This is a genomic window from Pseudovibrio exalbescens DSM 16456 (genome assembly GCF_000422785.1).
In the GTDB taxonomy this organism is placed as follows: Bacteria; Pseudomonadota; Alphaproteobacteria; order Rhizobiales; family Stappiaceae; genus Pseudovibrio; species Pseudovibrio exalbescens.
This window is the reverse complement of sequence record NZ_KE383921.1, coordinates 1-20,065: the sequence shown is the minus strand read 5'-3', so window position 1 is coordinate 20,065 and position 20,065 is coordinate 1. Positions and strand designations below refer to the sequence as shown.

Genomic DNA, 20,065 nt, shown 5'->3' with positions numbered 1-20,065 from the left:
CTCCTCCGTCGCTCCTACAGTTTGAGCTGCCGATTTTATTTCAGCGCTTGTCGTGGCAACGCAACCTGATACCCTGCGGTCTCTTTCCCGACGGTTGCGGAGGCTGAAGAATGGCGCTTGACTTGTGGTTGGTATATGCCGCGGCGTGTGTTGGACTGTCACTCACCCCAGGGCCGAGCGGTTTGTTGGCGCTCACGCATGGGGTGCTTTATGGCTTGCGGCGCAGTGCTGCGACTATTGTTGGCGGGGCGCTTGGCTTCGTTCTCGTCGTTGCCGTCAGCATGGCCGGGCTCGGCGCGTTATTGGCAGCTTCAACCACGGCTTTCACGGTGGGAAAATGGATTGGTGCGGCTTATCTGGTCTATCTGGGTGTGCGAACCTGGCTTGCTCCATCCCCCTATGTTCGGTTGGGCGCGGGGCAGGACTTGCCGGAAGTCTCGGCGAGAAAGTTGTTTTTTCAAGGCTTTCTGTGTGCTTCCACCAATCCCAAGGTCATCATTTTCTTTGCCGCCTTCCTGCCGCAGTTCATGAATCCGGCAAGTCCGTTTCTGCCGCAGTTTATGGTGATGGCGCTCACGTTTGCCGCAATTGAGGTGCTCTACGAGTTTGTGGTTGCCGGTTCCGCGCACACATTTGCTCCGTGGTTGAGCAAGGCGCGGGTGGGGCGTTGGTTCAACCGCATCACCGGCACAACCTTCATCGGCATTGGGAGCGCGCTGGCGGTGGTCAACCGTAGCTAGCATATCTCACGGCGTGACCCTTGAACGGCTCTCCGAGTGCTTCAGGCCTAGGGGGTGTTGGGGGCTTTCACGGTGTCTGTCGCGACTTGTTCCTGTACCTTGCGCTGACGGAACAGCGTGAACAATCCTGCACCCACGATCAGCACCGCGCCGAGCAGTGTGGTGCTTGTGGGTAGGTCGCCGAACACTACAAAGCCAACCGGAATGGCCCAAACAAGCTGCAAATAAGCGAAAGGCTGGATGTCGCTTGCCATTGTCAAGGAAAGCGCTTTCATCAGGCTGAAATGGGCACACATGCTGGAAAGACAGACGAGTGACAACAAGGTCCAGTTGATGGTTTCTACCGCTGGTACATGCTGCAGGCCCATATAGGTGCTCATGATCGTCCCGATGAGGCCGACATAGAAGAAGTGGGTGACGGGGCCATCATGCGCGCTCGCCATCCGGGTGAACAATTGATAAAGGCCAAAGCTCACTGCAGCAGCCAGGACCACCAGCGCGCCGGGGCCCCAAATGTCGCCGCCCGGTTGAACGATGATCAAAAGACCGATCATGCCCACCAAAAGGGCGGTCACACGGCGCCATCCAACAGGTTCCCCCAAAATGAATACGGCAAGGGCCGTAGCGATCAGCGGATGCGCCATCAAAACAGCGGTGACTTCTGCCAGACCCAGGAAGCTGAAGGAAATCGTGATCAAGGAGATTTCGGCGAACAGCAACGCCCCGCGCGTGATCTGCAGCTTCAGGTTGCCGGTGCGAAGGGTTCCGGCCAATCCCTTGCGTGTGGAGGCGGCCCAGCCAGTGGCAACGATCAAGTGAACCCAATAGCGGGCCATGAGTATGAACCATACAGAATGGGTTTCGACCAATTGCTTGGTCATGGCGTCCTGCATGGAGAATATCAGGGTGGCGGCTATGGCAAAGAAAATGCCGAGCACACGCGGGCTGAGGGCGCTAACCATGAAAGTGTCCGTAAATAAAAGAAAAGCTCCGCAGTGTGGCGGAGCGATGGGGCCGAGGTGTGGCTTTGTTAGCCACATGCACAGATTGTTTGCTTTGATTAAACGTATAATCTCTGATGACGATAAAGGCAAGGGCAGTGATTGAAACGAACAGTTGATCTTTCGTTTCTGCGTGCGACATCCAGTCGCATACGTTGGCGGGTTTTTTCCTGCAAGGCTTGTTGCTGAGCGCCTTTCACGGAAGATGCGGCGACAGCTGCCAAGTCGTGACTTGGCAGCTGCCAAAACTTATGCCCGCTCGTCAGATCTGTGATTGGAAAAGCGATGGCAAAAGATTTTGTCACGTGAACGCAAAATGCGCTGGTTTTATTCAAACCAACGCATCTTGAACGCATACCCACGCGGGTAGGTACGGGCCTTAGTTTCCTACTTCAAAAAAGGGGATAGGCTTATCCAAATCCCCGCCATAAGCGTATACGGTGTACCGCGTCGTAGCGTCCGGTTCACCCATACCAAGAGATCCCACAGGCATGCCGGGTACAGACAGGCCAGTAATCTGCGGCTTTTCTTTCAATAGCTTGTCAATGGCGGCAAGCGGAACGTGGCCTTCCAGTACGTACCCGGCCAAGGTGGCCGTATGACAGCTCATCAGATCCTGCGATACGCCAGCCTGTTTTTTGATGGGGGTCAGCTCTTCCGTGTTGGTTACGGATATGGAGTAACCTTTCTCGGCCAGAGCGTCGGCCCAATCTGTGCAGCAGCCACAGTACTCAGACTTGTAGATGTGTACCTCGCCGAGGTTTTCGGCAGATGAGGGGGCTACAACAGAGATGAGAACAGCGCCAGCGATCAGCGCTCCGTTAAAGACGTTTTTCATGATTTAGTCCTAAGTGTTTGAATTATATATATTTTGATAGCCGCTGGTAGCGGTCGCACTTAGGTGTTGGGTGGGCGGAAATGGGTGTTCTGGCTCTGGTCGGTCAGGTGCGGCACATGAGCTTCCGGGTGAGCGAAGGTTACTGTAGCGAGCCTCAGCGTTGGTGCTACAGGAAGGAAGGCACAAAGGGCCGTACAACTGCTCGTATCGGTTTGATCAGTGCCAAAGTGGTCACAACACGCCATTGCGCCCTCGGCTTCGTCAAGACCCATAGCCGAGTCCGCTTGCGCAAGCTCAATCTGGAGGTGAGTTTCCGAGGTTGCCTCGACGTGCGCGCTCATACCTTGCCCGCCGGCAAAGCCATGCGACAGGGTGAATACAATCATCAAGAGGGCGAGCAAACAGCGCAACATGACGAAAGACTTAGCAAGGCCGCGGCCTTTTCTCAAAGGCTTTTGGGTTAAATCTTTGTCATGTTGAAAGCGTGGTCCGGCTACAGCTTCGCCGCCCAATTCTGCAGGTCGGTAAGATGGTGGTCCAGATAGAACTGGAACCAAACCGCATAGCTGTCGCGATTGGAGTTGAGGTCGGCGTGGATCTGATCGAGCGATACATACCGCACCGCTTGCACTTCAGAAGGAACCGGCGCTGTTGTTTGATCCGTTTTGCAAAAGAAAACATGGACCAGTTCGTGTTCAGTCAGTCCGTTCCCGCAGTCGGCCTTGTAAAGGGTTTGAAAGCCTAAGGTGAGGGGGCTGTCGAAACCCAACTCGGCGCGTAGTCGGCGCCGGGCTGCTGCTTCCAGCGGCTCATCCGGACGGGGGTGGCCGCAGGCCGTGTTCGCCCACTTGCCCGCAGAGTGGTACTTATCCGCAGCCCGCTGTTGGATAAGTAGCTCTCCAGCAGAATTGAACGCGAAAACGGAGATGGCTCTGTGCAGGCGTCCGTCGCGATGGACTGCAAGCTTCCCCGCAGTGCCAAGCGCTTCGTCACGACTGTTGACGAGGATAACGGTTTCCTTGTCATCAGGCAGGGTGTCAGGGGGCATGCGGGTCCTTTCCGGCGGATAAACAGTGGTGGGTTACAGCTAAACCACGGAACGAGGTTTGATGGCAACTCCCTTCACCATTTGGCGCCGAGCTTGGTAAAACCCGCGGCCCCGCAACAGGTTGGCCGTCAGGCGGCTTCCAGCACGCACAGTTTGCAGGTGTAGTTTTCCTTCTCGTGATAGAAGGCCTTGTCCACCGTGTAACCGCGGATAACACCGGCTTCCTTCAAACGCGCCAACTGTGTTGGATAAGCCTCTTTATCCCACACGCCCTCGTGAACAGTTACAACCATGGGCGCACCGGGTTTGGCCACGCGTGCCAGATGCTCCAGCGATTGCGGGGGGACGTGGCCCAGTGTGAAGACACCCACGCTGATGACGCCGTCGTAGCTGTTTTCGGGCATGTCGAGCGGGCGTGTCAGGTCCGCTTCACCTAAGCTGGTATAGACATTCTTTTCAGCGGCCTTTTTGAGCATTTCAGCGCTCAGATCAACGCCGTCGATTTGCACAGCGCTGTGTTTGGCCAGTTCCAGGCCTGCAAGGCCGGTACCGCAGCCCGCATCCAGCACGCGGCCGGTTTTTGGCAGTGCCTTTGCTAACGCTTCTGCTGCGACTGCCGGGCCCACATAGCCCATGCCGTCCAGTGTGTCCGCCTCATAAGTGCCGGCCCAATCGGCATAGAGTTGGCGAATTTCTTCGCGGTCTCCCGCAAGCTCATAGGCGCGTTTCAAGAGCGGATGATTTGGCTCCATGACGTGTTCTCCTTTAGCTTGAATGAGAAGACCCTAAATAAATCTTGGCAACACAGCAAAATTTCGGAGGGGAATTCCTTCTGTTATTCCGCCACATTCATTTATAAGTTATTGTGAATTCAAGATGATTTGAGGTGGAAACTTTTTTCTCCACATGATGGGTGTTCATGAAAACGTTCAACTAAGCGATCGTGACACCGTTAAGACTGCAATAAAAAGGCCCTCATCCTTGCCGGGTGAGGGCCTGAACTTGAACCCGCGCGTGGGTTGTATCTGCGTGAATGGGTGCTGTTAAGCTGCTGAGCTTTTGAGCATCCACTTGGTTTTGCGATAGGCGGTCAACGCCTCGGAGGCAAAGCCCGTCACCACTTCGTCATTCCGCTCTGCTGCTGCTTCCACGATTGCGGCAAAGGCTTTTTCCGCAACGGTATAGTCGGCGACCAGGTCATTCAGCATTTCCTGAGCGCTGGCCTCTACCTTCACTGGACCAATTGCATCAGCTTCGGCAATGTCTTTCAAAGAGAAGGTGACTTTCTGATCCAGCCCGCGGATAAGTTCAGCCAAATCGTCAATCTGGTCTTTCAGGGCATCGTATTGTTCTTCAAACAGCTGATGCAGTGAAATGAAGTTGGGACCTTCCACGTTCCAGTGGTAATTCTGTGTCTTGTAATAAATGCCGTAGATAATCTTCAGGGCGTCGCCCAGTTGGGCTTCCAAGCTATTCTTTTCCATAGAGAATCTCCGTTTAAGCGCTGCGCTTCCAATGTAAGTGTCCTAAGCGGCAACGCTAATTCGTTATTTTACATAGGTTCATAACGCGTCGGAGAGTGGCGGGGGGTACAGCCTGAATGGCCACCCCTGCTATAACCGGTGCGGCCAGTGAGGGTGGCGGTCATCAATAACGAAAACATGGGTATGTGTGTGCCCATGAGGATGGTCGCCCTCCGCCAGGTGCGGGTCGTCTGGGGCGAGTTCCGGGTGGCTGTGCTCAATGATTTCTTCATCAAGGCGTGGCCAAAGGACAATGGAGAGGCCAAAACCGACCCAGCACAGTGTGCCAAGGATGGCAAAGGTAATTGGAAGACCCAAAGCAACCCCAAGCCAGCCTGCCAGCGGGTAGGTCAGCAACCAACAGGCGTGGCTGAGCGCAAACTGGGCTGCAAACAAGGCCGGTCGGTCCGCCGCGTGCGCCGAGCGCTTGAGAACCCGCCCGGCTGGTGTTTGCGCTGCGCCATATCCCAACCCCATGATGGTCCAAAGGCCCAGCAACAGGTCATACCCGGAAACCAGAGTGGCCACAGTCATGGTGACTGCCATGAGTGCTGCCCCTGCTTGCATGACCGTACGGTCCGGTATGCGTTCCAGAACAGCAGGCAACCCAAGGGCCGCGACCATTGAGCCTCCCCCAAAACAGGCGAGGGCGATCGCTACATCATTGGGTGCCAGACCATAGGTGCCCTGAACCAGCACGACCGTGTTGATGATCACCATGGCTCCGCCCGAGGCTACGCTCAAGTACACGGCCAACATGCCCCGCAGGCGTGGTGTGCGCAGATAGATGGTCAAGCCTGATGTCAAACGTTTGCGGAACGGCGCTGAGCCGCTGGGTTTCGGAGAGGGCAGAACTACGGTCAAGACGAGCAGTGCCGAGGCCAAAAATCCAAGTGTGGTGCCAATGAACAGGCTCTGATAGCTCGCAACCAGCAGCACCGCAGCGGCGACTGTTGGGGTCAGCAGGTTCTCCAGATCATAGGCCAGACGGGAAAGAGACAGCGCGTTGGTGTAGGCTTTTTCTTCCGGCAAAACCTCAGGGATCGTGGCCTGAAAAGTTGGTGTAAATGCAGCGGATGCCGCTTGAAGGGCAAAGATCAGCACATAGATGTGGCAGACTTCTGAGATGAACGGCAACAGGAGCGCCACACTGGCGCGTATCAGATCCAGCACAACCAAAACCGCTCGTGGCGGAAGCCGCTCCGTTATCGCGGCTGTCAGCGGTGCAAGGCAGACATAAGCAACCATCTTGATGGTAAAGGCGGTGCCCAAAACCCGCCCAGCTTCATCGCCAGCAAGATCAAACGCAAGCAGCGACAGGGCAACCGTGGCCAACCCCGTACCAAATAGCGCGATCACCTGGGCGGCAAACAGGTGGCGATAGCGGCGGTCGGTAAGCGGTGTCAGCAGTTGCATGAAAAACCATCGGGTGCGGGCTGATTGTGAAGGTTCACGACGGGATCAGCATAGCGAAGGCGGGGGCCATCGAAATGGTCCAATGGTTCAAGAGCGTCTGGAAGAGAGCGGCTTGCCCGCCAAGGGGAGGAGCGTGCGGGCAAGCCTGTTCAGGAGGAATGAACACTGCTGATATGGGAGTTTTCGCCTCGGGTTGAAGTCAGGAAAGCTGCTTAAAGCTTTGACTGGTGGTTTCAGCCCTTCAAGCGTTTATCTGTGTTCTCCGTGTATCCTGCTTGGGTCTTTTTAAGAAAAGCCTTACGCCAATTCCCTGAAAGTTCAGGGGTATCCGCCAGTTTTTGTGCCAAGGCTGGGTCAAGACGTGGGTTGAACCGGGCGGCGATGACATCCGCGAGCACCAGGTCCTCGTGGGGGCGTACGAGAAGCGTCATGGTGTCGCCAACGCTTACGCGCCCGTCCTCAAGAACCCGATAGTACCAGCCGGTAAAGCCCGTTTTTTGAAACCGCATGGCAAGAGATGAGATGCCAGTGTGAGACACCAGCTTCCAGCAAGGCTGGCGGCCTTGGCAAATCTGAATCCTGGCGGTGCCGAAAGTAAAAACGTCACCAAGGCAGAGGTTGCGTTCCGTCAAGCCCTCTGTAGCTATGTTTTCACCCACGGCGCCAGGCTTGAAAAGGTGCGCCTGCTCGGGATACTCGCTGGCCCAGGTTGCATAATGCTCTGAAGCGTAATGATGAACGGCCTTTTCCGGCCCGCCGTGGACTTTAAGATCCGCTTGCTCATCCTCTAGAAAACCGAGTTCGTTCAACTCCAGCGGCCCTTCCTGATACTTTTTGCGTATCGCTGAGGGCGCCTTGTCCTGCCACAGATGTTCCGATTTGCCTACGTAAAGGCCGGTGATGCGCGCTGAAAGGGTCATAGCCAGTCTCCGGTAAAGGTGGCTAGTTCCTACGCTCTCTCCGCTCAGTTGTACAGCTTGAAGCGGAGTACAAGATTTTCAACAAAGCGCAGAAAAGAAAATTTCGGTCTTTGAAGAAGTTAGGCGTCGAATACAACCGTCTCGCTGGATGACAGGTCTTCGCCTGCTGCGATGACTTGACTGGTTAATAAAAGGTAACCCAAAAACCTGTATAAAACTTTGTTTTCCGTAGTGTTTCTGGTGTGCTTAGTGCAATTGCATCATGCGCAAAAAAAACAACCATGGCATTTAAAGGGCAAATCGTTCTCATTTGGTTCGTTTTTGAGCCATTGTTCGGAAGGCCCTAGAATGAAAAGCTGCAGCACTAGCGCACCAAAGTCTTTAAATTCACTTCGACCTTTTTTGTTGGCAACCACGGCAATAACAATTCTCTTTGCGCCGACGACCAAGGGCATGGCTGCTGATCTGGATCTGTCAAATGAGTCCCGAACGATCTCGGATGAGCAGATATACAACGATGTTATAGTGCGCGATGGTGCCGCACTGACAGTTGATAGTTCAGGTAAACTGATCGCTCAGGATCGAGGAAGAGTCGATCTTGAAGGCAATTACAATTCTAAGACAACTGTGCTGAGCGTAAACGGAGGGACTGTTGAAGCAGAGGGCTCGCTCCATGTAAGCGGCGACAATGCCGCCGCAGAGTTCTTAAATGGAGCCTCTGCGAGCTTCGGACAAGTTTGGATATCCGACACGTTTTACCCTGAAACAACAGCCTACATGAGCATTGATGGTGTGGGAACAGAGGTCGAGTTCCGGAGCTCGTCATTCATTGGCCAACGTGACACAGGTCATCTGGAACTGAGCAACGGTGGAAAACTCACCACAAGGAGTAACTTGAGGTTGGGTCATCTCAACGGCACGGCCGATATCTCCATCGCATCCGGCGCAGTTTTGAGCAGCAAGAACCTTGAAGCTCAGTCGGGCGGTACTGTTTCAATAAATGTAGACGGCGGGACCATACAAGCACTTGAAGACAATGCCTCTTTTATCTCAGGCTTTGACGTGGACGATACATTCACACTTTCCACTTACGGCATGACTGTGGACACTCAGGCCTTCGACGTGGGCATCCAAGCCGCCCTTTCTGGCGATGGGGGGCTGACCAAGACCGGAGCCGGAACCCTTATATTGACCGGCAATAACTCATATGAGGGTATTACTTGGCTCAACGAGGGTACCCTGCAAGGCACGACTGACAGTCTCCAAGGGTATATTTCGTCCTCTGCGGGAACAACCCTCACATTTGATCAGGCGACGAGCGGCACTTCTTCTGTAAGGTACGTCGGGGATGGCCGCTTAGTCAAAACCGGGAACGGCACTGTCACACTGACTGGCGAGAACACCTACACCGGCGGCACTGTTGTTGAACAAGGGACCCTGTCTGGCGGGGGCAACAGCTTGGTCGGCGATATCTCGTTGGAAGAAGGCACAACTTTGGAGGTGAACCCTCCATCCGGTGCTAACGTTGACCGCCAGTTGACTGCAAACGTTTCGGGTAAAGGCCGCTTGGTTAAAACTGGGTCATACGGGGTGACGCTAGAAGGGCAATACACCCATACCGGGGGTACCCGCATTGAGGGCGGAATGCTTGTCGTTAAGTCAAGCAACCTGCAGGGTGATGTTGCGATCGCAGACGAGGCTGAACTGAGGTTTTTTCAGGAAACTTTGGGCACTCACACTGGGAACCTGTCGGGAGATGGGTCAGTCCTAAAAAGTGGTTCTGAGACTCTCGTCCTCGATGGCACCAACACCTACACCGGCGGCACAACAGTTATCGGCGGCACACTTGCGGGTAATACCGACAGCCTGCAGGGTCGGTTTGTGCAACAACTCCCCTCCAATATCCGTTTCGATCAGAACACTGATGGCACTTTCAATGGTGACATCTTGGGTGTTGGAACCGTCACAAAACGCGGCACAGGCACACTCACTGTTACTGATACGATCAACGTTAATGGGGTAACCATTGAAGCAGGTCGGCTTGTCGGTACCACTGAGAACCTGAAAAGCAATGTTGACGTTGAGAGTGGGGCTGAGTTTGAATTTGATCAGAATGATGATGGCACTTTTTACCGTGTCATCAGTGGCGAAGGCAAGCTGATCAAGTCTGGCGAGGGCGACATCACCCTAACGCGCGCCAACACCTACTCCGGCGGCACCTTGATCAATGGCGGCGTTCTTACAGTCTCTCACATCAATCAGCTCGGTACCGGTGCCATTTCTTTGAATGGGGGTACCTTCCGTACGACCGGCACAGAGGCAATCGAGCTGGATAACTTCGATCTGGATGACTCGGACGGAGAACTGGATGTTTCCGGCAACACCCTGTCGCTCACTGGCGCAGTGACCACTACAGGCAGCCTTGAGAAAACCGGCGCGGGTGTTCTTAATCTGGATGCTGCCAATAACGTTGTTGGTGGCCCGACAGTCGTCAGAGACGGCAAGCTGGTTGTGGGTTCTTCTTCTGACAAGAACACGGCAAGCCTGCAGAGTAACGTTGAAGTCGAAGGCACCGGTATTCTGGGTGGCCATGGCTCCATTATTGGCAATGTCACGAACAACAACGGCCGCATCGCGCCGGGCAACTCCATTGGCGTGACAACCATTACTGGAAACTACTCTGGCACTGGCGTGCTGGAAATCGAGGTCGAAGGTAACGTCGATGCCTCTCTTGCCCAGGCCGATCAACTGGTTGTCACAGGTGATGTGGACGTCAGCGGTACCTCGCTTGAACTGGTGATGACGCCAAACGACTCCACCCAGTGGGACGTTGCCCCAACCGGTCCGTTCATTATCCTTGATAATCAGGGCACCAACGCCATCACCGGCACTTTTACTGAGGTAAAGGACATCAACGACCTGATGTTCCTTGATGAAACGCTTGACTATGCATCGGGCGATGGCAACGACATCTCTTTGACGCTGACACGCAACGACGTGACCTTTGAAATCGCGGATGCCTCGGTCAACCAAAACGCGGTTGGCGCCGTTATTGGCTCCATGGACACATCCAATGCGGTCTACAACGCTGTTGTGATGAGCACCTCCTCTGAAGCAGAGGCCGCCGCCGCATATGACAGTCTGTCCGGCGAAATCAACGCTTCCGCACGCGGTGCGCTCATTGAAGACAGCCGCTTTGCCCGCACAGCGGCTGCCGATCGCCTCTATGAGGCCTCCGCCGGCGATGCCGCCCGTGTCGGGTCTGACCTGAGCACCGAAAAACTCGGCAGCCTTGCGCTGTGGAGCCAGGCTTTCGGCAGCTGGGGCCAGTCTGATGCAGATGGCAATGCCGCTGAAATGGACCGCTCAACCGGCGGCGTCATGTTCGGCGCGGACGCGCTTGCCTTTGGCACCGCCCGCGTGGGCGTGATGGGCGGCTACAGCACCTCCAACATGGATGTGGATGATCGCCAGTCTTCCATGGACAGCGACAACTACACCATCGGCGCTTACATCGGCTCGCAGTTTGACCAGTTCAAAGTGCGCGGCGGCATGGCAGCCACCTGGCACCAGATGGACAGCAAGCGCGCTGTGTCCTTGGGCGGCGGTACGTTTACCGACAGCGTGACCTCCGATCAGGATGCCATGACCTATCAGGCCTTCGGCGAACTGGGCTACGGCTTTGATGTTTCTGGTGTTTATCTGGAGCCATTTGCAGGCCTTGCCTATGTCAACCTGGAAAGTGACGGCTTCACCGAGGAAGGCGGCAACGCAGTTCTGACAGCAGATGACCAGAGCGATGACGTGCTGTTCACCACACTGGGTCTGCGGGTTGCGTCCACCTTCATGCTTGGCGACACCGCCATCACCGCACGCGGCATGGCTGGCTGGCAGCATGCATCTGAGGAAACCATTGATTTCACTCAGAGCTTTGCATCCGGCGGCAACAGCTTCACCGTGGAAGGAACGCCAATTGCGCAGGATGTGGGCCTTGTGGAAGCAGGCTTTGCAGCAGCCCTCAGCGATCGCGCCAGCGTGGGCGTGACCTACTCCGGTCAGATCGCATCGGATGCCCAGAACCACGGCCTAAATGCCCGGTTTAGCCTGCAATTCTAAGGGCTTGTTCACCAACCCGGTGGCTCTGTGAAACCTCTTGGTTTCTATCCATGGCAAAAACAGGTAGTCTTTGGCAGGGTATGCTAAGATCCAGTTGATAGAAACCAAGAAGCCGCAGACGCCGGGTTGGGAGGAGCCAGAATGAAGATTATTGTTGCCGACGACAGAGAAGCTCTCGACACGCAGGCCGCAAAGATGGGGATTGAAACCATCAAATCGGCCATTGAGCGTAACGGTCATGCGACGATCATTCTTGCGACCGGCACCAGTCAGGTGGGCATGTTGGAGCGTTTGGTGGACCCGGAGAACGAGGTTCCATGGGATAAGGTGACCGCCTACCATCTGGATGAATATGTGGGAGTTGGCGAGGATAACCCCGCCAGCTTCAGAGGATATCTGCGCGAGCGGTTTGTGGACCATGCTCCGGGGGTGGAGTTTGTACCCATCAACGCAGATGCCGACGATATTGTCGAGGAACTGACCAAACTCAGTGAGCGCATTCAGGCAGCGAAAATCGATCTATGCTTCTGCGGGATCGGAGAAAACTGCCATTTGGCCTTTAATGAGCCACCCGCCAATTTTGAAGGGGCTGCGCCCTTCACCGGGGTGCAACTGGACGATGTTTCTCGAGTGCAGCAAGTCAAGGAAGGTTGGTACACGGATCTGGACTCGGTTCCGCGAACGGCAATCTCCATGAGCATTTCGCAGATGATGAAGGCGGAAAAGATTATCTGTGTCGTGCCGGATGAACGGAAGGCAACTGCCGTAAAAAACGCGTTCACGGGTGATGTTGACCCGCAGTATCCGGCGTCAATCCTGCAGAAACATCCCAACTGTGTTGTTTTCCTTGATCCGGAATCGGCTGGACTTCTTGAAACGGCCTGATAGCCGCTCCCGCCTGGGTTGAAGCGGGTTGATTTTGGAAGAGCCTTGAGGTTTCATCGTGGCCTGACGTTTGGAGAGGCGCTTATGGAACTGCAGGTTTGGCTGGCCTTCGTGGCAGCATCAATTGTCCTCGTGGCTATCCCCGGTCCCAGCATCATGCTGACGATGAGTTATGCCCTCAGTCAGGGCCGCCGGGTTGCGCTTGCAACGGCAGCTGGAGTTGCTGTCGGCGATCTTGTGGCCATGACGACCTCTCTTGCGGGATTGGGGGCGTTGGTCATGGCGTCAGCGGAACTCTTCACCGTGTTGAAGTGGCTGGGGGCGATCTATCTGGTTTTTCTGGGTTTCAAGTTGATCCGCACCGCACCAACCACGAATGTTGGGGTGATACCGACACCTGAACGCAAGTCAGAACGCAGCGTGTTCTTTCACGCATTGCTCGTGACAGCGTTGAACCCCAAATCCATCGGCTTCTTCATTGCTTTTGTGCCGCAGTTCATTGACCCGCAACTCCCGTTATTCCCGCAGTTTGCGTTGTTGGTGGCGACATTTGTCACCTTAGGCGGCGTGAACGCGTTGATGTACGCGCTGGTGGCCGATCAGTTGCGCAAACGTATTACCCGACCGTCGGTTCTGACATGGTTCACGCGCACCGGAGGGGGTGCCATGATCGCGATGGGTCTTGCAACCGCCGCGATGAAACGGTGAAGTTATCCCCTTTCGATAGGACGCACACCATACGTTCTGTAGGCGTCCGCCATGCGCTCTGCTTCACTCATCTCTGGGAACAGATGGAAGCTGGGCGCCCATATGCGCTGGATCTTTTCAGCGGAAATCTGGATGACGCCCCTTACAGGGTAAGCCCCTCCCGCGCGTTCTACCAAGGGCCGGGCCATGGTCTTGAAGTTTTCATCACTCTCGGAAATCAGGGTGGCTTGGCCCATGATTTTAAAGCCCTTTTGCCGAAAAATGTCGACAAAGCTCACGCACGCCTTGGGATAAGTTGTCAGGTTACGCATGGTGCCGCGCGAGGCAACATCGGCGATGATAATGCTCTGGTTGTCATAGGCGCAGAATAGTTCTTTCGGGCTGACGCTTGGGTAGCCATCAGGATCAACCGTTGCGAGCCAACACAAAACAGCGCGGTCAATATCCAGTCGAACAGCATCGTTCAGGTGCATAATTCTCCTCCAGCGGCAATCATGCTAGCCTGCCGTTCCGCTGGGGAAGTTGCAAGTGTTTCAACGAATTAAAGTGAAATAAGATGGTTGTCCCACGAAGCGCCCGCGATCTGACCAGTCAGTTCCATATAGTCCGCACTGCCCTGCGCAAAACGCAGACCACCTGTCCCATCGGAAATGAGGAAAAATTCTTCATCTATCGGAGCGATGCCGCACCCATCAGCAACTTCTTGAACGCCGATGTAATCGCCTGATTTAGCGTTCCAGAACAAGACTTTACCCCCGCGTGGGCAGGACGTGGCCACAACATCCCCATCTCCACTGGCGGTTACGCTGCCGACGTAATTATTGAGCTGGCCCTTGAGGGCCACAGGCAGGTCATGGAGCCACGGGTCACGATCTCGTTCAAAACTGGCAACAAGGGGGGGTAAGGTGCTTTTGTCCCCCTGATATTGCCCGCCAACCCATACTTGGCCGTGACCGTCCGCCGCCATGTGGCGCAGGGATAACTGGTGCAGGTCGTCGGCCAACTGATGATGGGCCAAAAGATCGCCGGACTGCGGATCCAGATAGGCAATACTGGGGATCATGCTGTCCAGATTGAGTTTTTCGCGATCTCGATCAGGCCGGGTATGAATGCCGCCGTTGGCAACTACTAGGGATCCGCATTGGGGTGAGATGAGAATATCGTGGGGGCCAACACCATGGGTTTCCATTTCGCCAAGGCGCCGCGGTGAAGCGCCTGTCATATCATAAAGCCCAATCACACCGCGTTTTGCTTCCCAATCGTTCTCGGGCGCATAAAGTAGCCGCCCGTCTGGAGAAAAGACGCCGTGGCCATAGAAATGCCGGCCCTCTGGCGCTGTAAACATCAGCGGTTCGTGGCCAGTCAACACATTGACATACATTGCGAAATTTCCGGGACGGCGGGCAAAGGCCACGAGACGGCCGGTTTCACGATGCCACGCTGCGGAGTGACCTCTGTCCGGGAGCGGCGCTTCAAAAACGGATGAACCGTCTTCACGCAAAACACGAAAGGCATAGCTTCCGTTCGGTTTGCGAAAGGCGCTCGCAAACAAAGGCTCGAATGCGTTCGTTTGAAATAAACGCGTATTTTCTGCGTTCGCGAACGCATTGCTGCCGGGCAGTGCACTCATAACCGCAAGGCCCGCCAATCCCTGCAGCAGACTGCGCCGGGTGACGGGTGTGCCCTTAGTCTCCATCCAGCGCATTGAAGCCTCCACTCAGTGCCAGATAGCCCGCCAGATTTCCGCCCATAGTATCTTTCAGGCCATCAATAACGAGGGCCAGATAAATCAGCTTGTCTCGGCCTTGCTCGGTTTTGCCAATCGCGCGAATGGGGCCGGGCAACTCGTCCAGCGCTTTGCGGGCATTGCCAAACTCGAACTGGAGGCTGCCGGGCACCCAGTTCCCTTCTTCTGGCAGAGCGGCCAAAAATCCACCTCGGGTCAGTGCTTCCTCAATTCCACTGAGGGAGGCATTCATATAGGCGGCGCCATTGCGACTGCGCGAGAAGGGCGCGCGATACGGCTTGGCCTTTTTCACGGAAGTTCCAATGACAGGTAGCAGGATCTGGTCCTTGATCAGAACAAGCCCAGTGACCATCGCGTTGAAAGTCAGTTCTGCGGCTTCCTTGTGGGTCTGCACCAAGGCGTGTTCCGGCGTGGGCTGTGTAATGACTGAAGTAAAGCCATCCGGGTCCGCCCATGCTGCCTCCAGCTCTCGAGAGGTAGCGACAAGGTTTCTGGTCAAGGCCACGGCGTAGGCGCATTCGAAATCGCGCTGTTCACCGCTTCCTAATGTCAGGGTGCCATCGGAAGTGAAGGCGAAATATTCCAGCGTGTTCAGCCCTTGGAGCGCGACGCTTTTGCCGGCAAGCGATGCGGCTGTGGTCACGCTTTCGTCCTGCTCAGCCATGATCTTGCGCAACTGGCGCGGAATGACACGCCGGCGATCTGGCAAGAAGGCGAGACGCTGCGCCCGGTTTTCTTCAGCCAATGGGCCGAACCTGAGGAAGTCTACTCGGGCCAGTTGGGCCACGCTGTCGGACATGGCAGCTTCGAACGCTTGCCTGGTTGCAGGTTCAGGCTCGCCGGCGCACAAGTTTTCCGTGGCGCTTTCCAGACGGCCGAGTGTGGTGGTAAGGGCTTGTGTTTGCGGACGTATGTACGCTTCAATCAGCTTGGGCGCGAATTGGCTGTAATCGGGCGCGGTTTGTTGCGCGCCCGCCGAAAAGCAGGTGGTGAGCGATAGTCCGACGGCTAAGCCGAGTATTTTCAGATGCATGCGCATTACAGCGACTCCAGGAACTTGATCAGGGCTTCGCGGTCGGACTGTTCCATGGCAACAACGGCTTGCTTGGCTGTCTCTGCTTCACCGCCATGCCACAGCACTGCTTCCAGCAGGTTTCGTGCGCGGCCGTCATGCAAAAAATAGGTATGATCGTTGACGGTTTTAGTGAGCCCGATGCCCCATAGTGGTGGGGTTTTCCATTCGCGGCCATTGGCCTCGCCAAAGGGGCGATCATCGGCCAAGCCTTCACCCATATCGTGCAGCAACATGTCGGTATACGGCCAGATGAGCTGGAACTGATGCGCCTTTGTGGGGGCGTCACGCCGGGTCACATATTTGGGCGTGTGGCAACTGGTGCAACCAGCTGCGTAGAAAAGCTCCTTGCCGCGCAAGACCTGCGGGTCATCCACATTGCGACGGGCCGGAACCGCCAGGTTTTCGGAATAGAACGTAACAAGGTCCAATACCGGATCCGGCGCCTCCGTATCGCCAAAGCGTGGTTGAACGCCGTTTGGCTGCGCGTAACAGGCCTCTTGAGCCTCAGTACAATCGCCATAAGGGTTTGTTTTGTCCGGTGTTGAAATGCCCACATCGCCGCTGAATGCACCTGCTGCCTGCGCCCGCACAGTGGGGTTGGCTCCTTTCCAGCCAAAACGGCCGAGAACCTTGGTGTCATTGTCTGCGTCATACACCCAGGCGGGGCGACCGGAAATGCCGTCGCCGTCCGTATCCTCCGGGTCCGCGTTGGCCAGAATGTCGCCTTCATGCACTTGTTCGAGCAATCCAAGCCCGATCATGGGAGGTGCCACACGCGGTGAGATCAAGGTGTCTTCACCCAATGGCCCGTATCCGGGATTGTCGATGGAATATGTCGGTTTGCGCAGGGAGACCACCGATCCGTCGGCGAGCTCAACCGGCACTTCTTCGTAGGTGATCTTCATTTCGCCTTCACCAGCCAGACCGGGCACGGCAAAGGATTGCAGCTGTCCACCATACACGGGGTGGGGAATGACCGGTGCCTTCCCGCTTTCAAGCAGTGCTTTTTGCTCTTCTGTCTGCGGCTTGATGGAAAGGCGCAGGAACATGGACACGGCACGCTCACCGGGCTCGGGAGGCCGTCCCCGACCGTCCTTCAGGTGGCAGCCCTGACAGGAGCGGGCATTGTAAAGCGGGCCCAAGCCATCGGAGGCTTGCGTGGAGGAGGGGGACGAGACCCACAGCTTCTTGAAGAGGCCATTGCCAACCTTGAACTCCTGCTCTTCTTCAAAGCTCAAGTTCTGGGTCGGGTGGGAAAATGAGTCCTGATTGATGCGCTTGCGGGAGGTGCCTGCGCCGCCCTGCATGCGCTCATATTTTTCCGGTTTGGAAAAGTCTGTTGCCGGCTGCAGCACCGCCTCTATGCGGGCACGGTCCTTTGCAGAAAGGTCGGTTCGATGGCCGAAAGCAGGTTCAGCGCCGGCGGGGGCGCTGAGAAAAACATTGAGAGATACGGTGATGGCTAACGCGGCTTTTGCAGTGAGCGCGGCTTGACCGATCTTTGGCATAACGGGGCCTTAATTTTTTGAATTATTGAACTGAACACAAAATGAGGCAGGCAGTGCGGGCACCCCGGCCAATCTGGCCGGGGTGCGGTCATCCTATTCGAATACAGCGGATGGATTATCCAGCGAATCCGAACCTTCAAAGGCGATCTGCTCCAGCTCAAGCGTTTGAACGGCGCGTTGGATAGACGCTGTCTGGTCAATCAGCGCATCAATGGCTGCCTGAACCACGGCGTTTCCTTCGTCGTTTCCTTCGCCAATCATCTGGTCATAGGCTTCAACGGTTTCGGCGCGTGTCTTCAGGGCTTCAAAGGCTGCCAGAGATGCCTGCAGCTTTTCTTCCAGCTCGGCCGCAACCGCTGGATCCTTCTCGGCAATCAACTCCTTGAGGGATGCCCCTTCCACTTTGCTGCCGTCAAGGCGGGTATAGGTGCCGTGGAAGACGTTGTTGATGCCTACCACGTCGTAGTAGTGGGAGTTGTGCGTGTTATCGGAAAAACAGTCGTGCTCTTCTTCCGGGTCGTTCAGCATCAGGCCGAGTTTCATGCGTTCCCCTGCCAACTCGCCGTAGGACAGAGAGCCCATGCCGGTGAGAATGGTGGCAACGCCGCCGTCTTCACCCTTGTCCGCCAGTTCCTTGCGCGCATCGCCGCCATCTTTCCAGTTGGCAACCATGTCCTCAAGATCGGAGATCAAGAGGTCGGTAACGGCCTGAAGGTACTCAACACGCCGGTCACAGTTGCCGCCACTGCAGTTTTCGGTGTCAAAGTCGGTTGCAGGGCGGGTGCCAGCGCCCGCGTTCGTTCCGTTAAGGTCCTGACCCCACAGAAGAAACTCGATGGCATGGTAGCCTGTTGCCACGTTGGCTTCCACTTCGCCAGCTTCTTGCAATTGATCGGCCAGCAACTCAGCGGTGATGGTGGTGGCGTCAATCTCTTCTCCGCCTGCAGTGAAGGTCGGATTGGCGATCACATTGGCTGCATAGTACGGATTGGCTTCGGACTCGGTGCCGTAGCCGGCATCGGTGTAGTCAATCATGCCTTCATCCAGCGGCCATGCGTTTACCTTGCCTTCCCAATCGTCAACGATGGCGTTGCCGAAACGATAGACTTCGCTTTGCTGGTAGGGATTGCGCGATTGCAACCAGGCCTGGCGGGCAGCGGCAAGCGTTTCCTCGGAGGGGTTCGCGACCAGCGCGTCAATCGCCTTTTTGAGATCTTTCGCGCTGGCGAGGGAGTCCTCGTAAATTGCCAGGGCGATGTCACCGTAGTTGTCGAGAGCTTCGGCCTTGGTGGCGGCGTTGGCAGCTGTGCCGGCCATGACGAGTGCAGAGGCTGTGAGTAGTGCGGACTTGATCAGACGCATCGAGGTTCCCTTATGTCTAGCGCTGGTCGGTTCAAAGTCTGCGCAAATTCGGAGGCTTTTCGTCAAAATGCATTGGGTAAAAGCCTGCGAATAAGTCGCAATAGCGTAGAATTCTGTAGGCACTATTCCTGCGACATTTGGTGCAAGTCAACAAAACCTTCGATATTTCAATACATTAGAAATATTATAAGAAAAAAGAAGGCTGCAAGCCGTTGAAAACATGAGAATTATTCTCATTCGCAATTAAGGCGTGCCAGTGGATAACTTGATTGTAAGAGTTAAGTTTTGATTCTGAGCGTGGTTGCGCGAACGTTAAGTAATCCGCGGACCTATCCTTCCCACACCGCGCAAGGGGGCTTTTTGCTTGGCATCATACCGGAGAAGCGAAAGCGCGCATCCGGTATCCAGAACCGTGTGTACTGGCGGGTGGGAAAGGCCCGACTGGATCCCGGCTCGGGTGCCGGGATGACATTCGTGTTGGGGGGAAGCGCGGTGCAAGAGCAGAGAGTAAGGTAGAACGAGCAACGGGAGAGGTTTTCTCGTCTCGCAGGCTCTTACTGTAGAGGTGCCGGAGACCAAGCGTTGGTGAGACCTTCTGCACTCAACTCACCCCCTGATGTCATACCGGACAAGCTGAGCGCAGCGAGGCGTAGATCCGGTATCCAGAACCGCGAGCACTGGTGTGTTGGAAAGGCCGAACTGGATCCCGGTTCGGGGGCCGAGATTACTGTCGCGTGCATCCAGCTACTACAGGAAATAGAAAACACTGGTCGCACGTATCCTCAATAATTTGACGACAGTTTAGCTTGAATGACTTTCGAAAAAACGTTGGCCTACATTCCCGGGGCAGTCTTAGGCTCTGTTGACAAAGTTTCGTAGCCAGAGACGTGCAGCCGCGAGATTGAGGAAAGCTTCGAAGGACGCTTTGGTTTTATCGTATCGTGTAGCGATCCTGCGGAACTGTTTGACCTTGTTGAACATGCGCTCGATCCGGTTCCTGTCCTTGTAGGCCCGGAAGTCGCAAGGTATCGGTTCCCTGCGGTTTGACTTTGGCGGAATGACAGGGCTGATGCCAGCCAGCAGCAGGCTTTGGCGCACTGCATCGCCATCGTATCCCTTGTCAGCCAGGAACAGCCGAGGTTTGCGGAAAGGCATATCCAGTAGGGCGGGAACGGCGC

The 20,065-nt window shown here is 55.6% G+C and carries 18 protein-coding genes; 4 read left to right on the top strand and 14 right to left on the bottom strand.

The genetic code is table 11. The features are described from left to right. Positions 1-110: 110 nt before the first annotated feature. The gene (locus G512_RS0119425; RefSeq protein ID WP_028483143.1) at positions 111-740 is read left to right on the top strand and encodes a LysE family translocator; all 630 of its coding nucleotides are present in this window, start codon (positions 111-113) and stop codon (positions 738-740) included. 47 nt (positions 741-787) lie between these two features. On the opposite strand, the gene G512_RS0119420 is transcribed toward G512_RS0119425, so the two are convergent. The 8 genes from G512_RS0119420 to G512_RS0119380 form a co-directional block, all read right to left on the bottom strand. Next, positions 788-1,702, bottom strand: a complete 915-nt coding sequence (locus G512_RS0119420; protein ID WP_028483142.1) for a DMT family transporter — start codon at positions 1,700-1,702, stop codon at positions 788-790. A 418-nt stretch (positions 1,703-2,120) separates the two neighbouring features. Continuing rightward, positions 2,121-2,579, bottom strand: a complete 459-nt coding sequence (locus G512_RS0119410; protein WP_028483141.1) for a DUF411 domain-containing protein — start codon at positions 2,577-2,579, stop codon at positions 2,121-2,123. 59 nt (positions 2,580-2,638) lie between these two features. Further along, the gene (locus tag G512_RS0119405; RefSeq protein WP_028483140.1) at positions 2,639-2,992 is read right to left on the bottom strand and encodes a hypothetical protein; all 354 of its coding nucleotides are present in this window, start codon (positions 2,990-2,992) and stop codon (positions 2,639-2,641) included. An 80-nt stretch (positions 2,993-3,072) separates the two neighbouring features. Next, positions 3,073-3,627 carry an isopentenyl-diphosphate Delta-isomerase gene (idi, locus tag G512_RS0119400; RefSeq protein WP_028483139.1) on the bottom strand — a complete coding sequence of 185 codons (555 nt, stop codon included), beginning with the start codon at positions 3,625-3,627 and terminating at the stop codon, positions 3,073-3,075. A 128-nt stretch (positions 3,628-3,755) separates the two neighbouring features. Beyond that, positions 3,756-4,379: a class I SAM-dependent DNA methyltransferase gene (locus tag G512_RS0119395; RefSeq protein ID WP_028483138.1), complete on the bottom strand. Its 624-nt coding sequence runs from the start codon at positions 4,377-4,379 to the stop codon at positions 3,756-3,758. A gap of 291 nt (positions 4,380-4,670) precedes the next feature. Further along, positions 4,671-5,111: a Dps family protein gene (locus G512_RS0119390; protein WP_036490403.1), complete on the bottom strand. Its 441-nt coding sequence runs from the start codon at positions 5,109-5,111 to the stop codon at positions 4,671-4,673. Between the two features lie 129 nt (positions 5,112-5,240). After that, positions 5,241-6,560 (bottom strand): MFS transporter, encoded by a 1,320-nt coding sequence (locus tag G512_RS0119385; protein WP_028483136.1) that lies wholly within the window; start codon positions 6,558-6,560, stop codon positions 5,241-5,243. Positions 6,561-6,799: 239 nt separating this feature from the next. Beyond that, positions 6,800-7,486: an MOSC domain-containing protein gene (locus tag G512_RS0119380; protein ID WP_028483135.1), complete on the bottom strand. Its 687-nt coding sequence runs from the start codon at positions 7,484-7,486 to the stop codon at positions 6,800-6,802. A 453-nt stretch (positions 7,487-7,939) separates the two neighbouring features. On the opposite strand from G512_RS0119380, the gene G512_RS0119370 reads away from it, so the two are divergent. The 3 genes from G512_RS0119370 to G512_RS0119360 all read left to right on the top strand — a co-directional run bounded on the left by G512_RS0119370 (position 7,940) and on the right by G512_RS0119360 (position 13,195). Further along, positions 7,940-11,602: an autotransporter domain-containing protein gene (locus G512_RS0119370; protein WP_028483133.1), complete on the top strand. Its 3,663-nt coding sequence runs from the start codon at positions 7,940-7,942 to the stop codon at positions 11,600-11,602. Positions 11,603-11,743: 141 nt separating this feature from the next. Then, positions 11,744-12,487, top strand: a complete 744-nt coding sequence (locus G512_RS0119365) for a 6-phosphogluconolactonase (protein WP_028483132.1) — start codon at positions 11,744-11,746, stop codon at positions 12,485-12,487. Between the two features lie 84 nt (positions 12,488-12,571). Then, positions 12,572-13,195, top strand: a complete 624-nt coding sequence (locus tag G512_RS0119360; RefSeq protein ID WP_028483131.1) for a LysE family translocator — start codon at positions 12,572-12,574, stop codon at positions 13,193-13,195. A 2-nt stretch (positions 13,196-13,197) separates the two neighbouring features. On the opposite strand, the gene G512_RS0119355 is transcribed toward G512_RS0119360, so the two are convergent. From G512_RS0119355 to G512_RS0119330, 6 genes are all read right to left on the bottom strand, one after another. After that, positions 13,198-13,668: a pyridoxamine 5'-phosphate oxidase family protein gene (locus tag G512_RS0119355; RefSeq protein ID WP_028483130.1), complete on the bottom strand. Its 471-nt coding sequence runs from the start codon at positions 13,666-13,668 to the stop codon at positions 13,198-13,200. 68 nt (positions 13,669-13,736) lie between these two features. Continuing rightward, positions 13,737-14,900 carry a DUF1513 domain-containing protein gene (locus G512_RS0119350; protein ID WP_143181398.1) on the bottom strand — a complete coding sequence of 388 codons (1,164 nt, stop codon included), beginning with the start codon at positions 14,898-14,900 and terminating at the stop codon, positions 13,737-13,739. Beyond that, positions 14,881-15,981 carry an imelysin family protein gene (locus G512_RS0119345; RefSeq protein ID WP_028483128.1) on the bottom strand — a complete coding sequence of 367 codons (1,101 nt, stop codon included), beginning with the start codon at positions 15,979-15,981 and terminating at the stop codon, positions 14,881-14,883. The genes G512_RS0119350 and G512_RS0119345 overlap by 20 nt, the downstream gene beginning before the upstream one ends. Continuing rightward, complete coding sequence (locus G512_RS0119340) at positions 15,981-17,525, bottom strand: di-heme oxidoreductase family protein (protein ID WP_028483127.1); 1,545 nt, start codon at positions 17,523-17,525, stop codon at positions 15,981-15,983. Before G512_RS0119340 ends, G512_RS0119345 begins: the two co-directional genes overlap by 1 nt. Before the next feature lie 93 nt (positions 17,526-17,618). Further along, the gene (locus G512_RS0119335) at positions 17,619-18,887 is read right to left on the bottom strand and encodes an imelysin family protein (RefSeq protein ID WP_028483126.1); all 1,269 of its coding nucleotides are present in this window, start codon (positions 18,885-18,887) and stop codon (positions 17,619-17,621) included. 852 nt (positions 18,888-19,739) lie between these two features. Then, positions 19,740-20,065, bottom strand: a 326-nt coding sequence (locus G512_RS0119330) for a transposase (RefSeq protein WP_155943672.1), incomplete at its 5' end; no start/stop codon positions are given.